Annotated in this window: 3 protein-coding genes; all 3 read left to right on the top strand. The window is 53.3% G+C overall.

Annotation, left to right across the window (positions count from 1 at the left end):
- Positions 1 to 38: 38 nt before the first annotated feature.
- Positions 39 to 494 (top strand): CreA family protein, encoded by a 456-nt coding sequence (locus KDK14_RS09490; RefSeq protein ID WP_306671503.1) that lies wholly within the window; start codon positions 39 to 41, stop codon positions 492 to 494.
- Positions 495 to 941: 447 nt separating this feature from the next.
- The gene (gene sbcD, locus KDK14_RS09485; protein ID WP_257264859.1) at positions 942 to 2,222 is read left to right on the top strand and encodes an exonuclease subunit SbcD; all 1,281 of its coding nucleotides are present in this window, start codon (positions 942 to 944) and stop codon (positions 2,220 to 2,222) included.
- A partial coding sequence (locus tag KDK14_RS09480; RefSeq protein WP_257264857.1) for an AAA family ATPase occupies positions 2,222 to 4,808 on the top strand: 2,587 nt, incomplete at its 3' end. The genes sbcD and KDK14_RS09480, both read left to right, overlap by 1 nt.

Raw genomic sequence — 4,808 nt, 5'->3', positions numbered from 1 at the left:
TACGGGCGCTATTCTCGGACAGCCTCCTGGCCGCCCTGTTGATTACACCGCTTCTGCTCACCGGCTGCTCAGACAATGAGGTAGGCGACGTCAGCCTTGGCCTGTTCACCACCAGGGATATCAAGATCGAAACCTTTACCGATCCATTGGTTTCCGGTGTGACCTGTCATATCTCCCACATCAAGGGCAATTTTTCTCTGTCTGACCCTTCCGATATGGGCATTGCCTGTCGACAGACCGGGCCGATTACCCTGGACATGATCAACAACATCAATATGTCCAAAAGTGGCGAAGTGGTGTTCAAAACATCGAAAAGCATTCTCTGGAAGCATCTGAAAATACGGCGTATCTGGGATGAGAAAAACAAAACCCTGATCTATCTGAGTTACTCCACCAAAGAGACTGGTGGCAGCGCCAAACACTCCATGACCACCGTACCCCTGTGGCGAAACCCTGTCTGGGATCAATTAACCCAACCTGATACGCCACAATAGCTGGCACCGGTTTTCATTCTTCTTGATGTTCACTACGAAAGGCCCTGAAAAGAAGGGCACCACAAAGACACAAAGACACAAAGTTTTGCCCTGGCTAGCCTGAGCTACGCCCAACAAACAACTAAGGCTTCCTTTGTGCCTTCGTGTCTTTGTGGTTCAACGCTTTTAAAACGTTTGCAACACCTTCGGCCCCCAAATGCATACCCAAAACTCACCGATCATGCAAAATGACCATGAAAACTCCAATGATCACAACAATCAATGCCACATAAATGTCAGTGGCGTGAGCAATTGCCAGATGATCAAGCTATCCTTTGGCAAGAAGCGGTTTCGCAATAAAAACCTGATACCAGATCATTGGCTACAACAGGGTTCTGCTGTAGCTATACTTTTTCACCAAGGAGTGTTCACTCAGCAGCCCTCTGACGTCCCGATATTCAAGGCATCATGCGTATTCTTCACACATCGGACTGGCATCTTGGCCAGCACTTTATGGGCAAAAGCCGGGAGGCAGAACACCAGGCCTTTCTGGACTGGCTGATCGCTCTGGTGCAGGAGCAGGGCATCGATGCCCTGATCATTGCCGGTGATATCTTTGATACCGGTACGCCACCGAGCTATGCAAGAAGGCTGTACAGCCGCTTTATTGTCAGCCTGCAAAGCACCCACTGTCGTCAGCTTATCGTCATTGGCGGCAACCATGACTCGGTGGCCACACTGAATGAGTCAAGGGAGTTGCTGGCCTACCTGAATACCTTTGTGGTGGGTGGCGTCAGCCAGGATGCCCGGGAGCAGGTGCTGGTGTTGCACAACGCCGAGGGCAATCCCGGTGCGGTGATTTGCGCCATTCCTTTTGTGCGCCCGCGGGATGTGCTGGAAAGTCAGGCGGGGGAGAGCTCAGAGGATAAGCAACAGGCACTGCAACAGGCGATCGCCGCCCACTATCAGACCATTTATGCAGAGGCTGAAAAGCTGGCAGGGGAACGGCTACCCATTATTGCCACGGGCCATTTAACGACAGTGGGTGGGCAGCTGAGCGAATCCGTGCGGGAGATTTACATTGGCACCCTGGCGGCATTTCCGGTTTCCGCATTTCCCGGGGCCCATTACATTGCCCTCGGCCACCTGCACAGGCCACAGGTCGTGGCGAAGCAGGAACATATCCGCTACTCAGGTTCACCAATCCCGCTGAGTTTCGATGAGGCCGGATCGGATAAACAGGTCATCATTGTCGACTTCAAGGGCAATGAGCTGAATAAAATTGAGTCCGTCATGGTGCCGGTCTTCAGGCCCCTGATCAGTCTCAAGGGTTCACTGGACAGTATTGACCAGCAGCTGGCCGCTCTTGCTGCGAATGAGCAGGCAGCACTCAATCCATGGCTGGAGATTGAAATCACCAGTGAAACCTACCTCCATGACCTGCAAAGCCACGTCGAACAGTTGGTCTTGGCCAGGGAGGAGCTGTCCTCATTCGAACTATTGCGGGTAAGGAGAAAACGGGAAAAGGCAGCACCATCCCTGACCGTTGCGGACCAGGAAAGTCTGGCTGAGTTGCGCGTTGAAGATGTTTTTCAGCAACGGCTAAAGCAGGAAGAGCTGACAGACGAACAGCGTCAGCAGCTGACCGGTGCCTTTCAGGAAATACTGGAAAACGTCTATGCAACAGAGGATGCAACAGATCATGGGCAACCAACACTGGTACCCGATGATAAGAGGGAAAACGCCTGATGAAAATTCTCAGCCTGCGCCTGAAAAATATCAACTCCCTCAGGGGCGAGTGGAAAATAGACTTCCAGAGTAAACCTTTTACCAACAGTGGGCTATTTGCCATTACCGGCCCGACCGGCGCGGGCAAAACCACGCTACTGGATGCCATCTGCCTTGCCCTGTACCACCAGACTCCCCGTCTGGCCACCATCTCCGCCTCCGATAATGAGCTGATGACACGACATACGTCGGATTCTCTGGCCGAAGTTGAGTTTGAAGTTAAAGGTCAAGCCTGGCGGGGCTTCTGGTCACAACGCCGGGCCAGGGGAAAAACCGATGGCAAGTTGCAGGCACCGCAGGTTGAGCTGGCCCACAGTGACGGTACGATTATTACCACCCGTATCAGCGACAAATTGAAAAAGATCAGTGAGCTGACCGGGCTGGACTTCGGCCGTTTCACCAAATCCATGATGCTGGCCCAGGGTGGTTTTGCCGCCTTTCTCGAAGCCAGTGCCAATGACCGGGCAGAACTACTGGAGGAGTTGACCGGAACCGAGATCTACGGAGAGATCTCCCGTCGGGCCTTTGAGCGCATGCGCACCGAAGCGCAGCAATTGGACCTGTTAAAGGTCAGGGCGGGGGGGATCGCGCTACTGGACGACGATCGACTTGCACAACTGAGACAGGAACAGAATCTTCTTGCCGGTCAACAAGAAGAAACCGGCAATGACCGCCTCTCCCTGACCCATCAGAAGCGCTGGCTGGAAGAGCTGGCCAACAAGGAAGGTGAACAGGAGAAAGCCCGGGCGTCATTGGACCATGCCCGGCAACAACAAGCGGAAAACAGCGGACAAATAAACCGCCTGGAACAGTCCCTGCCCGCCATGGAGCTTTTGCCGGACTGGGAGCGGTTGGGCGAACTGCAACAAAAGCAGCAACGGATAAAAAAGACACTGACTGAATATCAACAGGAACAACGGGTCGCCACCGAACAGGCCCAACAGCTACAGAAGCAGTGCCAGATTCAGTCAAGTGCCTGGGAAAGCTATCAGCAGGAGCAGGAGCAAACTGAATCCCTGCTAGAGCAGGTCATCCCCCTGGATGCAGACTTGCAGAGGCTAACCAATGAGCAACAGGCCGTCAAAGGCAAATTGCAGGACGCTGAACATGAGCGGGAGATACTGAACACCAGCATGGCCGATGACCAGCAGTCCCTGGAACAACTGACTGATCAGCTCCGGGTGGCTAGCCATTACCTGGAACAGAATGTCCACCAGCAAACACTGGGAGAGCAGCTACCCGTATTACAAACGCTGTTTGAGCAGCGGGAGGCCGCCAGCCTGGGTGAACAACAGCTTATCCGGACTATCCACCAGTCAGGGCAGGAGCGCCAGCAGCTGGACGCACAATACCAGACACTGGAAGACCATATCCAGTCCCTGGCCAGAACCCTGGCACAACGGGTCAGCCAGAATAAAGCGCTGCTTGAGCAGAGAGTCACCCTGTTAAATGGCCAGGAAGAAGAGCAGCTGCACAGTGATCAGCAACAGTGGCATGACCAATACCCAATATGGCTCAATCTGCATAACCTTAACCAGCAATTTATCAACTGCACCGCTGATTTACACAAAGAGCAGGGCCTCCACAGCAACCTGCTGCAATCGGCAGCACAGTTCAACGACAACATTGAAAGATGCAGGGCACAGTACCGCAATGCCAGGCAACACTGTCATGACCTTGAGCAGCTGTTAACCCGGGAGCGGCAGATCACCAGCCTTAAGGACTATCGCAACCAACTGCAGGCAGGAGAGGCTTGCCCACTTTGCGGGGCGAGAGAACACCCGGCGATTGAACATTATCAGCAGTTGAATATTTCCGATACCGAACACCGTTTAACTACCAGGCAACGGGAACTGGAGCAATTGCAGCTTCAGGGCGAAAAGTTGGGCAAAGAGGCTGCGCGTCTGCAGGTACAACTGGAATCGTCAGAACAGACCAGCAACAAGCTGCAAAACCAGATTGCCCTGGTCACATCCGATTGGTCCACCACCAGCAAAGTTCTGTCTCTTTCCCTATTGATCAACAACACTGAGGAATTTCAGCGCCATTTTAACCGGTTTTCCCAGGCCGGGGAGGCCCGGAAAAAGCAGCTTGAGGCACTGAGTCAGCTTAATCGCCGCATGCAACTTGAACAGCAGCAGTTGGACCAGCTGAATAACGACATTACCCAACACACCCACCAACGGGATGTTAACCAGCAGCAAAAACGCCAGATTGACCAACAGCTGTCTGATAAACGTCAGCAGCTTGAGCAAAGCCAACAGGCCAGGCTGGCGTTAGACGACAAGGTCAGGATAAGGATTGAACATCAGCTGCATCTGCCCATCCCCACCCTGTCGGAGCAGTACGCATGGCTGAGCCAGCAGGAAAAAAACTGGCAGCAATGGCAGCGCATCACCGCTGAACAACAAATGCTGAATGAGAAAATCCAGACCATAAGCCAACGGCTGAGTCTCAAGCAGCAAAACCGGCAAAAAGCGGACGGGCTGATGGGTGAATTTCAGCAAACACTGGATAACATCAACGTCCAGAGACAACAGCAGCAAC

Origin of the sequence: Endozoicomonas sp. ONNA2 (genome assembly GCF_024606365.1) — a bacterium.
Taxonomy (GTDB): domain Bacteria; phylum Pseudomonadota; class Gammaproteobacteria; order Pseudomonadales; family Endozoicomonadaceae; genus Endozoicomonas.
This window is presented reverse-complemented; position numbering and strand designations above follow the sequence as displayed.

Coding starts and splice junctions, on each gene's coding strand:
- sbcD (WP_257264859.1), top strand. CDS start 942: ATGCGTATTCTTCACACATCGGACTGGCATCTTGGCCAGCACTTTATG.